Origin of the sequence: Saccharomonospora sp. (assembly GCF_027317685.1) — a bacterium.
GTDB lineage: Bacteria > Actinomycetota > Actinomycetes > Mycobacteriales > Pseudonocardiaceae > Saccharomonospora.
Genome location: NZ_DAHVQP010000056.1, coordinates 1 through 16,642 on the forward strand (window position 1 = coordinate 1; position 16,642 = coordinate 16,642).

18 protein-coding genes are annotated in these 16,642 nt (G+C 68.3%); 4 read left to right on the top strand and 14 right to left on the bottom strand.

The window, feature by feature from the left end:
* Window positions 1-58: 58 nt before the first annotated feature.
* A complete protein-coding gene (locus M7H19_RS06805) occupies window positions 59-361 on the top strand; it encodes a WhiB family transcriptional regulator (RefSeq protein WP_298178364.1) in 303 nt (100 codons plus the stop codon).
* Window positions 362-547: 186 nt separating this feature from the next.
* Here the strand turns inward: M7H19_RS06805 and groL are convergent, their stop codons facing one another.
* Window positions 548-2,152 (bottom strand): chaperonin GroEL, encoded by a 1,605-nt coding sequence (gene groL, locus M7H19_RS06810; RefSeq protein ID WP_298178367.1) that lies wholly within the window; start codon window positions 2,150-2,152, stop codon window positions 548-550.
* 88 nt (window positions 2,153-2,240) lie between these two features.
* Window positions 2,241-2,534 carry a co-chaperone GroES gene (gene groES, locus M7H19_RS06815; RefSeq protein WP_298178370.1) on the bottom strand — a complete coding sequence of 98 codons (294 nt, stop codon included), beginning with the start codon at window positions 2,532-2,534 and terminating at the stop codon, window positions 2,241-2,243.
* A 396-nt stretch (window positions 2,535-2,930) separates the two neighbouring features.
* Between groES and M7H19_RS06820 the strand changes: the two genes are divergently transcribed.
* Both M7H19_RS06820 and M7H19_RS06825 read left to right on the top strand, forming a co-directional pair.
* A complete protein-coding gene (locus M7H19_RS06820; RefSeq protein WP_298178373.1) occupies window positions 2,931-3,488 on the top strand; it encodes a hypothetical protein in 558 nt (185 codons plus the stop codon).
* Window positions 3,374-4,114, top strand: coding sequence for a hypothetical protein (locus M7H19_RS06825; RefSeq protein ID WP_363321340.1), 741 nt, complete (start codon window positions 3,374-3,376; stop codon window positions 4,112-4,114). The genes M7H19_RS06820 and M7H19_RS06825 overlap by 115 nt, the downstream gene beginning before the upstream one ends.
* 30 nt (window positions 4,115-4,144) lie before the next feature.
* Here the strand turns inward: M7H19_RS06825 and tsaD are convergent, their stop codons facing one another.
* The 10 genes from tsaD to glmS all read right to left on the bottom strand — a co-directional run bounded on the left by tsaD (window position 4,145) and on the right by glmS (window position 14,923).
* Window positions 4,145-5,191 (bottom strand): tRNA (adenosine(37)-N6)-threonylcarbamoyltransferase complex transferase subunit TsaD, encoded by a 1,047-nt coding sequence (gene tsaD, locus M7H19_RS06830; protein ID WP_298178379.1) that lies wholly within the window; start codon window positions 5,189-5,191, stop codon window positions 4,145-4,147.
* Window positions 5,191-5,664, bottom strand: a complete 474-nt coding sequence (gene rimI / locus M7H19_RS06835; protein WP_298178381.1) for a ribosomal protein S18-alanine N-acetyltransferase — start codon at window positions 5,662-5,664, stop codon at window positions 5,191-5,193. The genes tsaD and rimI overlap by 1 nt, the downstream gene beginning before the upstream one ends.
* The gene (tsaB, locus tag M7H19_RS06840; protein WP_298178384.1) at window positions 5,661-6,284 is read right to left on the bottom strand and encodes a tRNA (adenosine(37)-N6)-threonylcarbamoyltransferase complex dimerization subunit type 1 TsaB; all 624 of its coding nucleotides are present in this window, start codon (window positions 6,282-6,284) and stop codon (window positions 5,661-5,663) included. Before tsaB ends, rimI begins: the two co-directional genes overlap by 4 nt.
* A gap of 163 nt (window positions 6,285-6,447) precedes the next feature.
* Entirely contained in the window at window positions 6,448-7,104 is a 657-nt protein-coding gene (locus M7H19_RS06845) for a CatB-related O-acetyltransferase (RefSeq protein WP_298178387.1), read from the bottom strand.
* 187 nt (window positions 7,105-7,291) lie between these two features.
* Complete coding sequence (tsaE, locus tag M7H19_RS06850; protein WP_298178391.1) at window positions 7,292-7,765, bottom strand: tRNA (adenosine(37)-N6)-threonylcarbamoyltransferase complex ATPase subunit type 1 TsaE; 474 nt, start codon at window positions 7,763-7,765, stop codon at window positions 7,292-7,294.
* On the bottom strand, window positions 7,753-8,754 hold the full coding sequence (locus M7H19_RS06855; protein ID WP_298178409.1) for an alpha/beta hydrolase: 1,002 nt from the start codon (window positions 8,752-8,754) through the stop codon (window positions 7,753-7,755). Before M7H19_RS06855 ends, tsaE begins: the two co-directional genes overlap by 13 nt.
* On the bottom strand, window positions 8,754-9,881 hold the full coding sequence (alr, locus tag M7H19_RS06860; RefSeq protein WP_298178412.1) for an alanine racemase: 1,128 nt from the start codon (window positions 9,879-9,881) through the stop codon (window positions 8,754-8,756). The genes M7H19_RS06855 and alr overlap by 1 nt, the downstream gene beginning before the upstream one ends.
* A 105-nt stretch (window positions 9,882-9,986) precedes the next feature.
* Window positions 9,987-11,396, bottom strand: coding sequence for a xylulokinase (xylB, locus tag M7H19_RS06865; protein WP_298178393.1), 1,410 nt, complete (start codon window positions 11,394-11,396; stop codon window positions 9,987-9,989).
* 211 nt (window positions 11,397-11,607) lie between these two features.
* Window positions 11,608-13,053 carry an NAD(P)H-hydrate dehydratase gene (locus M7H19_RS06870; protein ID WP_298178395.1) on the bottom strand — a complete coding sequence of 482 codons (1,446 nt, stop codon included), beginning with the start codon at window positions 13,051-13,053 and terminating at the stop codon, window positions 11,608-11,610.
* A gap of 7 nt (window positions 13,054-13,060) precedes the next feature.
* Entirely contained in the window at window positions 13,061-14,923 is a 1,863-nt protein-coding gene (gene glmS / locus M7H19_RS06875) for a glutamine--fructose-6-phosphate transaminase (isomerizing) (RefSeq protein ID WP_298178398.1), read from the bottom strand.
* Between the two features lie 192 nt (window positions 14,924-15,115).
* On the opposite strand from glmS, the gene M7H19_RS06880 reads away from it, so the two are divergent.
* On the top strand, window positions 15,116-15,946 hold the full coding sequence (locus M7H19_RS06880; protein WP_298178401.1) for an alpha/beta hydrolase: 831 nt from the start codon (window positions 15,116-15,118) through the stop codon (window positions 15,944-15,946).
* On the opposite strand, the gene M7H19_RS06885 is transcribed toward M7H19_RS06880, so the two are convergent.
* Both M7H19_RS06885 and M7H19_RS06890 read right to left on the bottom strand, forming a co-directional pair.
* Window positions 15,943-16,380: a hypothetical protein gene (locus tag M7H19_RS06885; protein WP_298178404.1), complete on the bottom strand. Its 438-nt coding sequence runs from the start codon at window positions 16,378-16,380 to the stop codon at window positions 15,943-15,945. The genes M7H19_RS06880 and M7H19_RS06885 overlap by 4 nt on opposite strands.
* 26 nt (window positions 16,381-16,406) lie before the next feature.
* Window positions 16,407-16,642: hypothetical protein (locus tag M7H19_RS06890; RefSeq protein WP_298178406.1), on the bottom strand; the 236-nt coding region annotated here is incomplete at its 5' end.

The window sequence follows — 16,642 nt, forward strand, 5'->3', positions numbered from 1 at the left end:
GCACTACGACAACTGCACAATCCGGCCGCGTGGTGCCGGATATCGGAGGCGGTCACGAATGGCAGACACGCGCAGACTCCCTGGCCCGAACGCCGATGTTTGGGACTGGCAACTGGAGGGGGCTTGTCGGGGAATGGACAGCGGTTCCTTTTTCCATCCCGATGGAGAAAGGGGACCGGCACGAGCGAGGAGGGAGGCGCGAGCCAAGGCTATCTGCCACACCTGCCCGGTACTGGAGATGTGCCGCGAGCACGCGCTGGCCGTCCACGAGCCGTACGGCATCTGGGGCGGTCTCTCCGAATCCGAGCGAGAAACGATCATCCGATCGCAGAAGCGTGCACTCACGCTGACCTCGCGCTGATCAGGCGTCGCGCGACTTCCCCACCCGCGACGCGGATCGTCACCCACCGAACTGGGCGAGTAGGCGGGTGACACACGAAACGGGGCGGCACTCCACAAGAGTGCCGCCCCGTTCTCTGTCGTTACCGCTCGTGACCGTCGGCGGACACGTCAGTGTGCGTCGGTGACGTCAGTGACGTCAGTGACATCAGTGGGAGTGGCCGTGTCCGGCCTCGTCGTCCTCCTCCGGCTTCTCGACCACCGAGCTCTCAGTGGTCAACACGAGCCTGGTGATCGACGCGGCGTTGGCCACCGCGGAACGCGTGACCTTCACCGGGTCGATGATGCCGGCCGCGAGCAGGTCGGTGATCTCACCCGTGGCGGCGTTGAGACCCTCGCCCCACTTCCGCTCCTGCACCTTCGACACCAGCACCGCGCCCTCGTGGCCCGAGTTGCTGGCGATCCAGTACAGCGGAGCCGTCAGGGCCTCGCGGACGATCTTGACGCCGGTGGCCTCGTCACCGGTGAAGCCCAGATCGTCCAGCTCCTTCGCGATGTGCGCCAGCGCCGAACCACCGCCGGGCACGATGCCCTCCTCGACAGCGGCCTTGGTCGAGGCCACGGCGTCCTCGATGCGGTGCTTGCGCTCGTTCAGCTCGGTCTCGGTCGCCGCGCCCACGCGGATCACCGCGACACCACCGCCGAGCTTGGCCAACCGCTCCTGGAGCTTCTCGCGGTCCCAGTCGGAGTCGGTGGTCTCGATCTCCTTGCGGATCTGGGCGATACGGGCGTCGAGGTCCTCCTTGGTCCCGGCACCGTCCACGATCGTGGTGGTGTCCTTGGTGACCTCGATGCGCCGAGCCTGGCCCAGCACGTCGAGCCCGGCCTCGGACAGCTTCAGACCGATCTCGCTGGAGATCACCTGGGCGCCCGTGACCACGGCGAGGTCGTCCATGAACGCCTTACGCCGGTCGCCGAAGAACGGCGCCTTAACGGCCACGGCGCTGATCGTCTTACGCAGCGAGTTGACCACCAGGGTGGACAGGGCCTCGCCCTCGACGTCCTCCGCGATGATCAGCAGCGGCTTCTTCTCCTCCGCCACCTTCTCCAGCAGCGGGAGCAGGTCGGCCAGCGCCGAGATCTTCTCCCGGTGCAGCAGCACGTAGGCGTTCTCCAGGATCGCCCGCTGCTCCTCGGGATCGGTGGCGAAGTGGGCGGAGATGAAGCCCTTGTCGAACTGCACACCCTCAGTAATGTCGAGCTCGGTGGCGAGCGTGGACGACTCCTCCACCGTGATGACGCCGTCCTCGCCGACCTTCTCCACCGCTTCACCCAGCAGAGCGCCGATGTTGGCGTCGCGGGAGGTGACGGTGCCGACCTGGGCGATGTTGTCCCGCCCCTTGACCGGGGTGGCTCGGGACTTGAGCAGTTCGACGACCTTGTCGGCCGCCGCCTCGATACCCCGGCCGAGCGCCGTGGGGTTGGCGCCCGCGGCGACGTTACGCAAACCGACCTGCACCAACGCCTGAGCCAACACGGTGGCCGTCGTGGTGCCGTCACCCGCCACGTCGTTGGTCTGCGTGGCGACGTTCTTGGCCAGCTGAGCGCCGAGGTTTTCGAACGGGTCTTCCAGGTCGAGCTCGCGCGCCACGGTGACGCCGTCCAGCGTGACCGTGGGACCACCGAACTTCTTGTCCAGCACGACGTGTCGGCCGCTCGGCCCGAGGGTCACCTTGACCGCGTCGGCGAGCTTGTTCACCCCGCGCTCAAGCGACCGACGAGCGTCCTCGTCGAAGTTGATCTGCTTAGGCATCAGAACCTCTCTGAAAGGAAGCGCAAAACGCCCCGGCACCCCGGCAGATGCGGGGGCCCGGGGCGTCCATCGCGTTCGCCGCCGGTCGTCAGTTGACGACGGCCAGCACGTCGCGGGCGGACAGGATCAAGTACTCCTCACCTTTGTACTTGACCTCGGTGCCGCCGTACTTGGAGTAGATGACGACGTCGCCCACCTTCACATCCACGGGGATGCGGTTGCCCTTGTCGTCGACGCGGCCCGGGCCCACGGCCAGAACCTTGCCCTCCTGGGGCTTCTCCTTAGCGGTGTCGGGGATAACGAGGCCGGAAGCCGTCGTCTCCTCGGCCTCGCTCGTCTGGACAACGATCTTGTCCTCGAGCGGCTTGATGTTCACGCTCACCGGTGTGACCTCCACGGGTCTTCCAAAGCGTTGGCAGGTACCTAATCGGGTACGGCTCCTACCACCCCGCCGTCGCGGGTGCCGGGGCGTGTGCGGTGCCGTGTAATTAGCACTCTAGCCAGCTGAGTGCTAGCCACGCAACCAGGGTAGCTCGGCGTCTCGTACCTGGTCAGTGGCATGGACGGTGTGCTCGCGCTGAAGAGCGCGACCGTACGAACACGGCACTCGCACGCCGACCACCCGTTCAGGAGAGCCCCCTCACTCCCGGGCGACGCACCACATGGGCTCCAAGGAATCGACACCACGACGCGAGACCTCCCTGACCGCACCGGGCGAAAAGCACGACGCACCGATCGAACGAGGGAACGCGACCGCGGGGACACACCTTGCACGCACGTGGACACACAACGAATGCGGGCGCTCGCCGAACGCGAGACAAGGCCCCCGGGCGGCGGACGAGCGCTTCGACCACTCGACGAATCCCGCACCGCGGAGATCGCCTACGTGCGACCACACCCCACCGGTGACCACCCTCCCGTCGTCCTTCTCCCCGGAGGGCCCGGCGTCGCGTCCATCGTGCCCTATCGGGCACAACGCCGTAGAGCAACACAACGCGGTCTCGACGTACTCATGATGGAGCACCGCGGTGTGGGGCTGTCCCGCCACGACACGACCGGTACCGACCTCCCCGTCGAACAGGTCACGGTGGAAGCCGCGGCCGACGACCTGGCCGCCGTGCTGGACGACATCAGCGTCGAGCGCGCGGTGGTGTACGGGCGTCCTACGGCAGTTATCTGGCACAGACGTTCGGCGTACGACATCCCGACCGAGTCGCCGGCATGGTGCTCGACTCCCCCGTTCTCTCGGCTACCGACGTGGACACCGTGCGCGCCTACCGACGGCGACTCCTCTGGCAGGGCGACGACCGGCCCGCCACCCTCGTACGCGAACTGATCGACTCCGCGACTCTGCCGATGAACGAAGTAGGGCACGTCGTTTCGGTCGTGTACGAATTCGCGGGCCCCACCACCCTCGAACGACTGCTCGCGGCACGGCTCCGCGGAAAAGCGCGCCGCACCTGGCGGTGGATCAATTCCCTCGGCGCCAAGGAGATGACGAACGACAACATCCCGATGGTCCTAGAGACCGACCTGGTCGCGGGCATCGCACACGGCACTCTCGGCTTCGGCGCCGGCCCCGACGGACTCCCCCTCGACCCGCGAGCCGGATTCGCCGACACAGCAGCCCACGCACCCGCATTCACCGGGGACGCCGTGGACCTGCCCGCTCACCTGCCCCACTTCACGTGGCCGACCGCCGTCGTCTCCGGCGAACGAGACCTACGGACACCGCGGCCGATCGCCGAACGAACAGCGTCACTACTACCCAACGCGGTCCTCGTCGAACTACCCGACACCGGACACAGCGCCCTGGACACCCATCAGCTCGCCGCGCTGCACATCGCCCACCGCATCGCCGCGGGAAACCTGGACACCTTGGCGCAACAGGCCCCCGCATCGCGGCGCTTCCCCGACGCGGCACGTCCAACCTGCTCGGCCCCCTCATCACGGCCGCGTTGACCGCGGAACTCACCGCCGAGAACGTCCGCCTCACAGACAGACGGTGCTGACCGGCAACGACGGGTCCGCCGACAGGTCGAGCGGACTCGGCGGGCACCCCGCCGCGACGAGATGAGCTCCCAACGCGGCGATCATCGCGCCGTTGTCCGTGCACAACCGGGGCCGCGGCACCCGCAGCTCGATGCCCGCGTCCGCGCAACGCTGCGCGGCCAGACCCGCCAGCCGCGAGTTCGCCGCCACCCCACCGGAGATGACGAGCGTGCCGATACCGGCCTCAGTGGCCGCCCGCACCGCCTTGGCCGTCAACACGTCGGCGACAGCCTCCTGGAACGACGCGGCCACATCCGCCACCGGGACATCCTCGCCCCGCGCCTGCGCGCCCTCGACCCACCGGGCCACCGCCGTCTTCAAACCCGAGAACGAGAAATCGAACGGCGCGTCCCGCGGACCGGTCATGCCGCGCGGAAACGCGATGGCGTTCGGATCTCCCTCACGCGCCGCCCGGTCGATGGGCGGACCACCCGGATACGGCAGCCCCAGCACGCGCGCCACCTTGTCGTACGCCTCTCCGGCCGCGTCATCCACTGTGGCACCGACCTCGGTGATCTTGCTTGCGATGTCGTCGATCCGAAGCAGCTGCGTGTGACCACCCGAGACGAGCAACGCGAGCGAAGACGTGGGCAACGGTCCGTGCTGCAAAGTGTCCACAGCGATGTGCCCGGCAAGGTGGTTCACCCCGTACAGCGGCACATCGAGCGCGGCGGCGTAGGCCTTCGCGGCCGACACACCCACCAACAACGCCCCCGCCAACCCCGGACCCGCCGTGACCGCGATGGCGTCCACATCCGCCATCCGCAACCCCGCCGTGTCGAACGCCCGACGCACCGTGGGCACCATCGCCTCAAGATGAGCGCGACTGGCGACCTCCGGCACCACGCCCCCGAACCGCGCGTGCTCCTCCACACTGCTGGCGACCTCGTCGGCGAGCAGCTCGACACCACCGTCGTCGTGCAGCCGCACGAGCCCGACACCCGTCTCGTCGCACGAACTCTCGATGCCCATGACGATCGACGACATCAGCCTGCGACCTCCTGAGTGCGACGCGCGGGCCGCGCCATCGTGTACGCGTCCGCACCCGAAGGCTGGTAGTAACGCCTACGCAACCCGACCTGCTCGAACCCGTGCCTCTCGTACAACGAGATGGCGGTGTCGTTGTCGGTACGGACCTCCAACACCACCGGTGCCCCCAACTCGTCCGCGCGCGCCAACAGGGCACGCAACAACGCGGTACCGATCCCCCGCCCCTGGTAGTCCGGGTGGACGGCGATCGTGTGCACGGACGTCTCCCAATCACCCGGCCTGCCCATCACAGCCAAACCCGCGTAACCCATGAGCCGGTCCTGCTCGTCCAACGCGGCGAGGTAGTAGCCACCCGCATCGAGCTCGGCACGAAAAGCCCCCGCACTCCACGGGCCGTCACCGGAGAACAGCATCCGCTCGATCTGCACGCAGGCATCGATATGGCCACGGCGCAACGGTTCGAGCCTCACGGCGTCGTCACCCGCTTCCGCTCTCCCGGCACCGCGGCATCGGGCCTGCGCAGATAAAGCGGCGTCAACGGACTGGGAGTCTCACCGTCCAGCACCGCGGACGCAGCCACCCGCACCAATCCGCCGGGGCTCGGGTGGGCATGAGCGACGTGCCGCACCGTCGAATCGAGATCCGCGGGCTTGGCGACGTCGGGACCGTGCGTGCGACGCCCCGCAGCGTCGTAGGACGCCCAGTACACCTCCCGCCGCCGGGCATCGGTGACGACGAGGAACGGGCCGGGGGAATCGGCTTCGGTGACCGCGTCGGCCGCGATGGCGTCGAGACTGCACACCGGGTAGGCGGGAACGTCGAGACTGTGCGCCAGGGCCGCGGCGGTGACGATGCCCGCACGCAACCCCGTGAACGGGCCGGGGCCGACGCCGCACACCACGGCAGCGACATCCCGCAACGTCACACCCGCACGGCCGACGGCGTCGAGTATGTGCGGCGTGAGCAACTCACCGTGGGCACGGGCGTCCTGGGTGACCCGCGCGGCGAGCACGGTGACCGACTGCCGCTCCATGTCGACAACACCGGCCGTGACCGCTGGCGTGGCGGTGTCGATGGCGAGTACAAGCACTCTTCGAGCCTACGACCAGCCGACGTCGAGTGGCCCGGCTGCCCGCCCAACCGCATTTAGCCCGCTAAACGTTGTCGACCGGGGGTCCGGGAACCGCGATTAGCCCGCTAAACGTGGTCACCGACTTCCCCTGGAAAAGGGGCGCCCGGTGATGACCACCCCGTCACGGGGTCTTCTCCAATCCATGGTCCGCCGCGATGCGGGCGATGTCGGCCGGTGTGCCGCTCATGATCGTGCGAGCGTGCTCGGTGACGAGCTCGACCGGCCAGTCCCACCACGCGGCCCGGAGTAGGCGCTCCACGTCGGCGGCGTCGAAACGCGTCCGAATCGGCCTGGCGGGATTACCGCCGACGATCGTGTAAGGCGGGACATCGACCGTCACCACGGCACCGGCCGCGATGATGGCGCCGTCCCCGATCCGCACACCGGGCAGCACGGTGGCCCGATAGCCGAACCACACGTCGTTGCCGACGACGGTGTCGCCCCGGCTCGGCATCGAGGTGATGATGTCCATCGTCCGTTCCGCCCACTCCCCACCGAACATCGTGAACGGGAACGTGGACACCCCCATCGTCGGATGCTCCGCGCCGGCCATGAGGAACATCGTCCCCGAGGCGAGAGCACAGTACTTGCCGATGACGAGTCGTTCGGGACCGTAGGCGTAGAGCACGTTGCGGTTCTCGAACTCGGTCGCGTGCTCCGGATCGTCGTAGTAAGTGTACTCCCCGACCACGATCTTGGGTGAGCTCACCAGCGGTTTGAGGAACACCACGCGATCGTGGCCCGGCAACGGATGGACGACCGTGGGCTCAGGAGACAACTGGCATCCCTTTCCGTCACGGATGAAAACGACAGCGTATGGAACGCCTCACCCGATCCGCCACGGAAATTCCACCCGAAAGCCCCTGACGACGAGTGCGGCCTCGCGCTCATCGCGCTCCCCACCGAGCACGGCTGACGACGTTTAGCCCGCTAAACGTTGTCGACCAGGGGCCCGGGAACCGCGATTAGCCCGCTAAACGTGCTTCGGCGAGCCGGGAGACCCACGCGCCGTGGGGTTCCAGGATGACCACGCGGACGTCGTCGGAACGACGGTCGAGGCGGACGACGAGGTAGTCCTCCGACAACCGCTCCGCCATGCCCTCGCCCCACTCGACCACGAGCGCGGCCCGATCGAGTTCCGTATCGAGGTCGAGGTCTTCCAACTGGTCCAGGTCGCCACCCAACCGGTAGGCGTCGACGTGCACCAACGGCACTCCCGACTCACCCGCGGAGTGCACCCGCGCCAGCACGAACGTCGGCGAACTGACCCGACCGGACACCCCCATGCCCTCGGCGATGCCCCTCGTCATGGTCGTCTTCCCCGCTCCGAGCGGCCCGGACAGCAACACCAGGTCACCCGGCCCGAGCAGTCGGCCCAACGCGCGCCCGAAGTCCATGGCGTCCTCCGGGGTCGGTAGCTCGGCACTCACCTGCTCCACGCGTTCCTCCGTATCGCTTCGCCGTCGCCCCCACCGCACCGTCTCACCAGGTCGGCGAGATGTCGGTTCACCACCGTGGGTTCCTCCAGATGCACCATGTGTCCCGCCCCCTCGACGCGCACGAGCCGCGCGCCCGGCAGTTCCGCGGCCATGCGTTCGGCGTGCACGAACGGTGTCATCCTGTCCGCGTCCCCACCGATCACCACCACCTCGGTGTGTTTCAGCCCGGCCAACGCCGCGTACCGGTTGTGGCTGCCGAGCGTGTCGACGAAGTGCGCCAACTGCCGCACCTGCGTGTCCCCCAGCATGTCGATCATGAAGTCGACCAGTCGCGAGTCGACGTCACGGTTACCGAAGGCCAGCCGTCGCACCGCGGCCCTCGTCAGCTGCCCGCCCGCCGCGCGCACGAACTCCACGAACCCCGGCTGCCACTCGGCCAGTTCCCCCACACCCCAGGTGAGCGGGTTGTACTTCGACAGCAGTGAGCGAGGCAGCCCGTGAGCACCGACCTCACCCGCGGCCGTGGCGATCAGCGCGACTCCCTGGACCCGGTCGATGAACAGCTCCGGGCAGGCCTGCGCCAACTCCATGATCACCATCCCGCCCATGGAGTGCCCCAACAACACCACGGGGCCATCCGGTGCGACGGCCCGCAACACGGCATGCAGGTCCCCTGCGAGTTGTTCGATGGTGCTGCGCGCGGCGTCCGACGCCGCCGACTGGCCGTGCCCGCGGTGGTCGTAGTAAACCTGCCTGATCCGTGGTCGTGTCAGCTCGGCGAAGCCCTGTCGCTGGACGAACCAGCTGCGCCGCGACAGCGCGAAGCCGTGAACTCCCACCACGGTGACTTCGGCCACGCCCCCGTCGCCGGGTTCGATCTCCTCCACCGCCAGGGGCGTGCCGTCATCGGCGGCGACGGTGGACGTGCGTTCGGTGCGGGAACCGACGAACGGCCCGTCGATCGTGGAGTCCTCCCCGGCGCGGGACATCACGAACGGTCCTGCTCCACTCCGACATAGCGTCGACGGACACGCGGCCGGTACATGCCGGTGACGATCTCGTAGTCGATGGTGCCGATCTTGTCGGCCCACTCGGTGGCCGTCGGCATCCCGCCCTCACCCGTGCCGAACAACACGACCTCGGCGCCGAGCCGGGGTTCGTGGTCACCGCAGTCGACGACGAGCTGGTCCATGCACACTCGGCCGACCACGGGTCGTCGCTCACCGTCCAACCACACACTCAGCCGGCCCGACAGCGTGCGCGGAACCCCGTCGGCGTAGCCCACGGGCACGAGCGCCAACGTGGTGTCGGTGCTCGCCGTCCACGTCTGCCCATACGACACGGACTCACCGGCCCGGACGCGCTTGGTCAGCACGACACTCGACCGGAACGTCATCGCGGGCCGCAGGTCCTCCGACCGCGGCACGGGATTGAGGCCGTAGACGGCGATACCGGGCCGCACAAGATCGAAATGTAGGTCGGGACGAGTCAGAGTGGCCGCGGAGTTGGCCAGGTGCCGCAGAGGCGACAACCCCGCCTCCCTCGCTATCGCGTGGGCGGTGGCGAACCGCTCGGCTTGAGCGTCGATGGACGGGTGGCCGAGTTCGTCGGCGCAGGCCAGGTGCGACCACATGCCCACGACCTCGACGTCGTCCTCCGCCGCCGCGGCCTTCACCAGGTCCGGCCACAGTTCGGCGGGACAGCCGTTGCGGGACAGACCGGTGTCGATCTTCAGGTGCACTCTGGCGCGACGGCCCGCTCTCCCGGCCGCGTCGACCACCCGTGCCAGTTCACCGATGGAGCTGACCGAGACATCGACGTCCCGTTCCACAGCGGGCGCGAAATCCACGTCGGGTGTGTCGAGCCAACTCAGCAGCCGCGTCGTGAACCCGGCCTCGCGCAGGGCGAGAGCCTCGTCCAGCGAGGTCACTCCGAGCCACGTGGCACCCGCCTCGACCGCGGCACGCGCGACCGGTACGGCACCGTGGCCATAGCCGTCGGCCTTCACCACGGCCATCGTCTGCGCCCCGGACACAGCGGCCCGGGAGGCGAGCAACCGCACATTGTGGCGAACGGCATCCAAATCCACCACGACTTCGGCACGAGGCAACGACATTCCGCTCACCCGGCCACACCACAGGACATGATCACGCGCCTCCCTGGTCGGCACCGGGACACCTCAGCAGCGCCCGGCCACCTCGACAATGTACCTATCGGCTGGTCAGACGTTGTGCGCGCGCCGACGGGCCTCGACATGCCGTTGCCGGACACGTTCCCCTTCTTCGACCGCATCGCCCGTGGGCTCGGGCAGGCGCACCGCGATACCCGTCTCCCACTCCGGTGGCTCCGCTGTGCCCGCGAGCGCCCACGCGGCCTGACGTGCGGCCCCGATGGCCACGTGCTCACTCGGCTGCGGGATCACAACCGGGACACCGAACACGATCGGTGCCACCGCGCGCACACTCTCGGACTGCGCGGCACCCCCGATGAGGAGTACGCGGCGCACGGAGATGCCGTGTTCCCGCACCGCGTCGAGCCCCGCCGCGAGCCCACACAGCATTCCCTCCACCGCGGCTCGTGCGAGGTTCTCGGGAGTCATGTTCGTCCGGCGCATCCCGAACAGCGACCCAGCCGCGTCGGGCAGATTGGGAGTGCGTTCCCCATCGAGGTACGGCAACAACGTCAGCCCATCGGCGCCCGGATCGGCGCCGAGCGCGAGCCGATCGAACTCCTGAAGGTCGACGTCGAGTAGGTGGGCGGTAGCGGTGAGCACCCTGGCGGCGTTCAGAGTGCAGGCCAGCGGGAGGAACCGCCCGGTGGCATCGGCGAAACCCGCGACGGCGCCTGTAGGATCGGCGGCCGGAGTCTCGCTCACGCCGAACACGGTGCCGCTCGTACCCAGCGAGACGACGACATCGCCGTCCCCGGCGCCCAACGCGAGCGCAGCGGCCATGTTGTCACCGGTTCCGGCGGACACCAGTGTGCCGTCGAAAGCGTGGCCGGCCGGTTCCACAGGCTCCAACACCCACGGTAACTCAGGGGCACGACCACCGAACGCATGGGTGAGGATATCCCTGCGATAGGCACGTTCCGCGGGCGAAAAGTATCCGGTCCCCGAGGCATCACCACGGTCGGTGACCGGATCGCCGCCGACGAGGCGCCAAGTCAGCCAATCGTGCGGCAACATGACTTTCGCGACCCTGTCGGCCTTGTCGGGCTCGTGCTCGGCAAGCCACCGCAGTTTGGTGACCGTGAAACTGGCGACCGGCACCGAGCCGACCGCCTCCGCCCACGCCCGCGGCCCTCCGAGTTCGTCCACAAGATCGGTGGCGGCCTGGGCGGAACGCGTGTCGTTCCACAACAGCGCCGGGCGAACGACGTCGCCGTCCTCGCCCACGGTGACCATGCCGTGTTGCTGCCCCGCCACGCCGATGGCGGACACACCGTCCAGCAAGCCGTCCGTAGCCGATGTGAACGCCGTCCACCACTCCGCGGGATCCACCTCGGTGGCGTCCGGATGCTCGGCTCTCCCGCTGCGCACCACGGCACCCGTTCGAGCGTCGCACACCATCACTTTGGTCGACTGCGTGGACGAGTCGACCCCAGCCACCAGCACCTCGTTGTCGGTCATGCCCGAAAGCTTGGTCGCTCCGACCTGCCCACGTCCACGTCCGAAACGACTTTCGGTCGCCGACAGGCTCCCCGAACCGCGTTTAGCCCGCTAACTGTGCTCCCCCGGCCGCGTTTAGCGGGCTAAACGCGGTCCCCTGGCCCCCATGGGTGGGTGTGGCCGGTGTTTTACGCGACGCCTGGTCGCCGAACGGCGACCGTGCTCCCACCGGTCATTCCGTCAAAGATCGTGCTCGCCTGATCGCGTCCGGAATCGCAGCCAACACACCGGAGGCCGACGTCGGCACCCCACCCGCCGCGATCTCCCCCGCCCGCGCGTGCACCTCGGCAGCGACACCCGCGGCCAGCCACGGGTCGAGACCTGACGCCAACAACGCCCCGATCACCCCCGAAAGCACGTCACCGGAACCGGCCGTGGCCAGCCACGAGCCCCTCGGCCGGTTCACCAGCACTCGGCCATCCGGGTCAGCGATCACCGTGCAGTGCCCCTTGAGCAGTACAACCGCACGAAAACGGCGTGCCGCCTCGCGCGCCGCGGCGACCCTGTCGGCGCCGGGCGGCGAACCCGTGAGCCGTTCGAACTCCCCGTCGTGCGGGGTGAGCACCAGCGGCGTGTCCGGGTCACGGGCATCGAGCACGTCCGGCCGGTTCGCGATGATCGTGATCGCGTCCGCGTCCGCGCACACGGGAACGCCCTGGCCCAGCGCGTGTGCGAGCACGTCCTCGCCCTGCCTCCCGGTGCCGATACCGGGGCCGACCACCCACGCCTGCACCCGACCCGCGTCGAAGATCGAACCGGTGGCCACGACCTCGGGCCAGTGCGACCGGACGACATCCGCGACGGGCCCGGCGTACCGGACCATGCCCGCGGTCGCACGCACGGCGGCCGCGGCGGTCAGCACAGCCGCGCCGGGATACGTCGACGATCCGGCGGCCACCCCCGTCACGCCCTGCGTGTACTTGTTGTCCTCCGGCTTCGGCAGCGGCCACGCGGCGGCGATGTCGGAGGCGTCGAGTTGCAGCAGGTCCGGTTCTCCCAGCTCGCCGCCCAGGCCGATGTCCACGAGCGTGATGTCACCGCAATGCCGCGGGTTCAACACGTGCACCGGCTTGTGGGCACCGAATGTCACCGTGCACGTCGCCCGTACGGCGGGCCCGTCCACCGCACCGGTGTCGGGGTCCACCCCGCTCGGCAGGTCCACGGCGAGCACGGGTGCTGCCACACGGTCGAACAGCGCCGCGGCGTCGGGACGCAACGGTCCCCGCGCGGAGATGCCGACCACTCCGTCGATCACCAAATCGGCACTGTCGAGGACCTCGGCGGCGGTCTCGGGCACATACACACGTCCACCTGCACGCCGCAGTGCCGCGAGTCCCGCAGGATGCGCCTTCTCCGGTCTCAACAGCACCGCCGCCACCGCGACCCCACGACGACGCAGGAAATGTCCCGCCCACAGGGCGTCTCCCCCGTTGTTACCCGCGCCCACGACGAGCACCACACGGGTGCCCGCGACCCGGCCGGTGTGTTCGGCCAGGAGTTCGGCGGCGCGCACGGACACCCCGTACGCCGCACGCCGCATCAGCACTCCCTCGGGCGTGACGGCCAACAACCGGTCCTCGGCCGCGCGCACCTGCTCGGTGGTCCAGACGCCACGCACGGTGCCGCTACTCCACCGTCACCGACTTGGCGAGGTTTCGTGGCTTGTCGACGTCGTAACCACGGGTGCGGGCGATCTCGGCGGCCAGCACCTGCAACGGCACCGTGGACACCAACGGTTGCAGCAACGTCGGCACGGCCGGCACTTCGACGAGCTCGTCCGCGAACGGTCGCACCCGATCGTCGCCCTCTTCGGCGATCACGATGGTGCGGGCACCACGCGCCTGGATCTCGCTGATGTTGGACACCATCTTGGAGTGCAGCACGGCGCGTCCCTTGGGTGACGGCATGACCACCACCACGGGAAGCCCTTCCTCGATCAACGCGATCGGCCCGTGTTTCAACTCGCCCGCCGCGAAACCCTCGGCGTGCATGTAGGCGAGTTCCTTCAGTTTCAGCGCGCCCTCCAACGCCACAGGGAACCCGACGTGGCGGCCGAGGAACAGCACCGCACGCGAATCGGCCATCCGCCTGCCCAGGTCACGAACCTGGTCCACTGTGGTCAACACTTCCGCGACGGCCGACGGCATGGCCTCCAGCTCGGCGAACTCGCGCGCCACCTCGTCCGGGTACTTCGTGCCACGCGCCTGAGCGAGCGCGAGCCCCACGAGGTAGTTCGCCGTCACCTGGGCCAGAAACGCCTTCGTGGAGGCGACACCGATCTCCGGCCCGGCGTGGGTGTACAGCACGGCGTCCGACTCGCGGGGAATCTGCGCGCCATTGGTGTTGCACACCGCGAGCACCCTGGCCTTCTGTTCCCTGGCGTGCCGCACGGCCTCCAACGTGTCGGCGGTCTCACCCGACTGGGACACGGCGACCACCAGCGTGGCCCGGTCGAGCACGGGATCGCGATAACGGAACTCGCTGGCCAGCTCCACCTCGACTGGCAGGCGGCACCAGTGTTCGATGGCGTACTTCGCGACCAGCCCGGAATGATAGGCGGAACCGCAGGCCACGACGAACACCTTGTCGACGTCGCGCAGGTCCTGATCGGACATGCGTTGCTCATCGAGCACGATGCGCCCAGACTCGAAGTGCCCGCGCAACGTGTTGGCCAATGCCTCGGGCTGTTCCTCGATCTCTTTGAGCATGAAGTACTCGTGGCCGCCCTTCTCCGCGGCCGACAGGTCCCAGTCGACGGTGAAGGGCTTGCCGTCCGCCGGCGTGCCGTGGAAGTCGGTGATCTCGTACCCGTCACGGCTGATCACCACAAGCTGGTCCTGGCCGAGTTCCACGGCCTCGCGGGTGTGTTCGATGAATGCGGCGACGTCGGAGGCGACGAAGGTCTCGTCCTCGCCCACCCCCACCACGAGCGGGGACGACCGGCGCGCCGCCACGACGAGGCCGGGCTGATCAGCGTGGGTGACGACCAGCGTGAACGCGCCCTCCAACCTGCGGCACACCGCGCGCACACTGGCCGGAAGGTCACCGGCCGTGTCGCCGTGGTCGTACGCGCGGGCGATGAGGTGTGCGGTGACCTCGGTGTCGGTGTCGCTGCTCAGCTCGATGCCGGAGTCCTCCAGTTCGGCGCGCAGCGCGGCGAAGTTCTCGATGATGCCGTTGTGCACCACCGCGACCCGACCCGTGGAATCGCGGTGGGGGTGGGAGTTGCGGTCCACCGGGGCGCCGTGCGTGGCCCAGCGGGTGTGGCCCATGCCCGCAGTGCCGGCGAACGTCTCGCGCCCTGCGGCGTCGAGGGCGGCTTCGAGGTTGGCGATGCGGCCTGCTTTGCGCTCGACGAGCAGCTCTTTGTCGTCCGTGAGCACCGCGACTCCCGCTGAGTCGTAGCCGCGGTACTCCATTCGGCGAAGCCCGCCGAGTACCACGTCGAGTGTCTGCCGATGCCCGACGTATCCCACGATTCCGCACACGCCTTTCAGCGTAACGGCACGAAGGTGAGCCGCATCCTGGGCCACGAACCGCGTTTAGCCCGCTAAACGTGGTCGCCGGGGGCACGCTGACCGCGTTCAGCGGGCTAAATGTTGTCACCGAAACACGGTTTGACAGCGGAACGTGATTCGGGCGCCGCTGCCTATCGTGGTGGGGTCGGCTAGTCTCCTGCCATGGCGAGCACGGCGAAGCGGTTACTCGAGCAGCTTTCCCGCCCAGGTCCGCACGATGTTCTGCGTGGTGATCTCGCACTCGTCGGTCTTCCCGGGGTCGTGTTCACTCCACGAGCCGGGCTCAATCTTCCCGCCGTCGCTTTCGGGCACGGTTGGCTTCAACCACCGGGTCGGTATCACGGCCTGCTCAGGCATCTGGCCAGTTGGGGCATCGTCGCCGCCGCGCCCGCCACGCACAGGGGGCCGTTGCCTTCGCATCGGTTGTTCGCCGCGGACCTGCGTTCCACTCTCGACCTGGTCACGACGTTGCGCCTGGGTCCCGACGGCATCAGCGTGGACCCGACGAAACTGGGCCTCGCCGGGCACTCGGTGGGTGGTGGCGCAGCAGTTCTCGCCGCGGCCTCCAACGACACGGACAACGCACGGCAGGTCAAGGCCGTGGCTACCGTCGCAGCGGCCCAGACCATGCCACCGGCCACGACGGCCGCCCGTAGTGTCACGGCCGCGGGTCTCCACCTGGCCGGGGAGGAAGATCTCCTCGCCCCCGCCGCCGGGAACGCGGAAGCGATCAGCAAAGAGTGGGCCGGGCCCGCGCAACTGCGGATGATCTCGAAGATGACCCACCTCGGTGTCACCGAAGGCACCCACTGGAGCCAACTGTTGTTGCAAGGTAAACCCCAGTACACCGCGCAACGCCGGGTGCGTGCCCTGTTCACGGCGTTCTTCCTCACCACGCTGGCCGGTGACGACACCTATCGGAAACTGCTCGACACCGACTTCAGGGCCGCCCGCATCGAATACGACAACCGGGCGGCCCTGACGAACGCCTAGTCCAACCAACTGTTGTTGGAGAAGTCCTCGTCGTCGAAGTCGTCGGCGGGGCGTTCCTTGCTCTGCGGCTGGGTTGAGACCTGCTCCCGTTGAGGCGGCTCCGCAGGAGGAGCCGGAACCGCCGCAGGCTGAGGCTTGGGTTCAGGCTCGGTCTCCTCGGCTTCCCCGAATTGAAAGGTGGAGTCCTCCGCTTCACGCCGCTGAAGCCACTGGTTCTTGGCGTTGGGGTCGTCTGCTGCTTTCTGCTGTTCCTCCTTCCTCTGCCGTATTTCCCGAATGCGTTGTTCAGTAGCTTCCTCACGCTCGCGATTGTGCTGAGCGATTTCCTCTGAGCGCTGGCGCGACTGCTCAGCGAACTCAACCGAGCGCTGCCGTGCCCGTGCTCGAGCCTGCGCCAGCCGTTCAACAAGTGCCTGATAAGCGTTCGACGCCATCCTTTATTTGCCTTCCCAAGCCGCGCTCAGCGCGTGAACCGCACGGGCACATCCGCGGTGTTGTCGCCGATAGTTCCACTGATGCGAACAGTGTTCGAGAAAGTCTCGAAGATGTTGCCTTCGACGCGGTAAGCGCTGGAGGTCCGTTCCTGGTCGCCGCCTTGGCCCCCTCCGGCGCCGCCGCCCATAGCGCCCATGCCGCCCATCATTCCCATGCCAGAGGCTGACGAGCTCCCTGCACCGCCGCCTTGGGACATTCCTG

What these genes read in the sequence shown, in the direction of transcription:
- M7H19_RS06805 (WP_298178364.1), top strand. Translation starts at nt 59, where the DNA reads ATGGCAGACACGCGCAGACTCCCTGGCCCGAACGCCGATGTTTGGGAC.
- groL (WP_298178367.1), bottom strand. Translation starts at nt 2,152, where the DNA reads ATGCCTAAGCAGATCAACTTCGACGAGGACGCTCGTCGGTCGCTTGAG.
- M7H19_RS06825 (WP_363321340.1), top strand. Translation starts at nt 3,374, where the DNA reads ATGGTGCTCGACTCCCCCGTTCTCTCGGCTACCGACGTGGACACCGTG.
- tsaD (WP_298178379.1), bottom strand. Translation starts at nt 5,191, where the DNA reads ATGTCGTCGATCGTCATGGGCATCGAGAGTTCGTGCGACGAGACGGGT.
- M7H19_RS06855 (WP_298178409.1), bottom strand. Translation starts at nt 8,754, where the DNA reads ATGTCCCGCGCCGGGGAGGACTCCACGATCGACGGGCCGTTCGTCGGT.
- alr (WP_298178412.1), bottom strand. Translation starts at nt 9,881, where the DNA reads ATGTCGTTGCCTCGTGCCGAAGTCGTGGTGGATTTGGATGCCGTTCGC.
- xylB (WP_298178393.1), bottom strand. Translation starts at nt 11,396, where the DNA reads ATGACCGACAACGAGGTGCTGGTGGCTGGGGTCGACTCGTCCACGCAG.
- M7H19_RS06880 (WP_298178401.1), top strand. Translation starts at nt 15,116, where the DNA reads ATGGCGAGCACGGCGAAGCGGTTACTCGAGCAGCTTTCCCGCCCAGGT.
- M7H19_RS06885 (WP_298178404.1), bottom strand. Translation starts at nt 16,380, where the DNA reads ATGGCGTCGAACGCTTATCAGGCACTTGTTGAACGGCTGGCGCAGGCT.